Raw genomic sequence first — 1,965 nt, forward strand, 5'->3', positions numbered from 1 at the left:
TCGAGGTGTTCGAAGCCTCAACGGGCCGCTTTAAACAAGTGGTCATCTTAGGGCGCAAAGCGGACATGAGAGGGCCAGAGCATCAAACGGAGCGCACACAAACGGCGACCCTGTTGATAAACGCTGGCGAAGGTAAGGTGATACAGCCTTATCCCGCTCAACCGTTTGAGATAACCCCGGTCAATGACGCGTCGTTTCGTTTTGAAATGATACGACCAGACACCGGGCAACTGGAACAAGCGTTTGGGGCGCACGGGGGGCTTTGGCCCACCTTTGACACCCAATTTAACCTCGCGAGGCACCACCAAGTGCCTCGGCCGTTAAGAAAACTGTCACCTTGGCATTTGTCGTTGTCGCTCGCGGCGGGACAAATTGCCGGCAAGGTACACAGCAACGATGGCGCTCAGACACTGCTGGTCAAAGGCGGCACTCAAAAGGTGCAGCGCACTGTGACCACTGTTGATGAGAGTCAAACCATCACCACTGTGATAGACCAATTTCAACCGCTTATTCGAGCGATTGACCTCACCCTGGGTGAGCGCTTTGGTCGCATCGTGGTCATACAATAACTTCACTGCCCGTCAGGCGCTTTTCCTGACGGGAAGGCGCCTTATTTTTTTAATAAGGAACCAACCCATGAAGACTTCACTGATTTCGCTCGATAACGGGCTTTATCTCGATGCGGTGGTCACCACCGCTGACAACCAAGTGCAATTTCTCTCCGTATGGGGACGCGATGGCGCCATGCAACACTTTTTCGCCGCGCTCACGCTACCCATGAGCGAAGGTGGAATACGCGTCATGACCGTCAAATTACCGGAAAGCAATCTGGTGCTCGACTTTGCCCAAGCGAAGTCACTCACCAAACGCACCACGCGGTTACCCAAACACACGCCTGTGGGCGAATGGGTGCACACCTGGCTGATTCATCCATCGTTACTGAAACCTAGCGGTCAAAGTATGACGGTGATGAGTCAAACCCCGCTGTCTCACGCCACGTTGTGGCCAACCCTCAAGCAGCTGTGTCATTTGCCGCTGTTAGAGCATTGGCAACCGGCCCTGCAACCGAGACTGCAATCCATGATTCATGAGCTGCCCGCTTATGGGGTGTTTGCGTATCACTTGGACTTGCAGATTGATGTGATGGAGCCCTTAGTCAGTGAAGCGCTGCAGCAAGGCGTGTTAACCGTACCGCAAGGAGCGATGCTATGAGCGACTCGACAGAAATCACTCAAGACACCACTCAACAAAACGAGCAAGACAACGTGTTGTCTCTGCATGACTTTATCGACCAATTCGGTGACGGCCTATTGGCCAACATCGAAGCGGCGCACCCAGCGCGTTATCAATCGGCGTGTGAAAAGCGTGCGGCGGTGATGCAATCGCTCAAGCGCGTGCCGTTTGAGGCGCAAGCCGAAGCGATCCAGGCCATCAGTACCCTACTGCTCGATGAGCGCGCCCCAGCGGGCATACTCAACGGAGAAATGGGGACCGGCAAAACCATCATGGGTATCGCCACCACAGCGATAGCCTACCATGAAGGTAAGGCCAAACGCTTTTTGCTGTTAGCCCCGCCGCACCTGGTGTACAAATGGCGCCGAGAAATTCTCGATACCGTTCATAACGCCAAGGTGTGGGTGCTCAATGGCCCTGATACGCTGCGCTCTTTGCTCAAACTGAGACAAGCGGCGCCTCATGATGGGCCTGAGTACGTGATACTGGGCCGGGTTCGAATGCGCATGGGGTATCACTGGGAGAGCGCTTACCAAACTAAGACGCTCAAACGCACGTTAGGCCATGACGGTCTGCAGGCGCAAACCGCTCAACTGAACTTTGTTCGCTGCTCGGATTGCGGCGCATTAGCCAAAGATGAAGAGGGCGAGCTTATCGCTCCGACGCATTTTTCGGTGGATGTGCAACAGAGCTGTAAAGTATGCAGCGCACCGCTGTGGACGCTTAAACGTC

General features: G+C 54.6%; 2 protein-coding genes and 1 pseudogene. All 3 read left to right on the forward strand.

Going from position 1 to position 1,965, the window contains the following annotated elements:
- Nucleotides 1-569: pseudogene (locus AB6D93_RS23900) on the forward strand (SAM-dependent DNA methyltransferase); the annotation flags it as partial.
- 67 nt (nt 570-636) lie between these two features.
- A complete protein-coding gene (locus AB6D93_RS23905; RefSeq protein WP_102331888.1) occupies nt 637-1,212 on the forward strand; it encodes a hypothetical protein in 576 nt (191 codons plus the stop codon).
- The coding region (locus tag AB6D93_RS23910) for a DEAD/DEAH box helicase family protein (protein WP_372159242.1) at nt 1,209-1,965 on the forward strand (757 nt) is incomplete at its 3' end. The genes AB6D93_RS23905 and AB6D93_RS23910, both read left to right, overlap by 4 nt.

The sequence above is a fragment of the Vibrio sp. 10N.247.310.23 genome, assembly GCF_041467155.1.
In the GTDB taxonomy this organism is placed as follows: domain Bacteria; phylum Pseudomonadota; class Gammaproteobacteria; order Enterobacterales; family Vibrionaceae; genus Vibrio; species Vibrio crassostreae_C.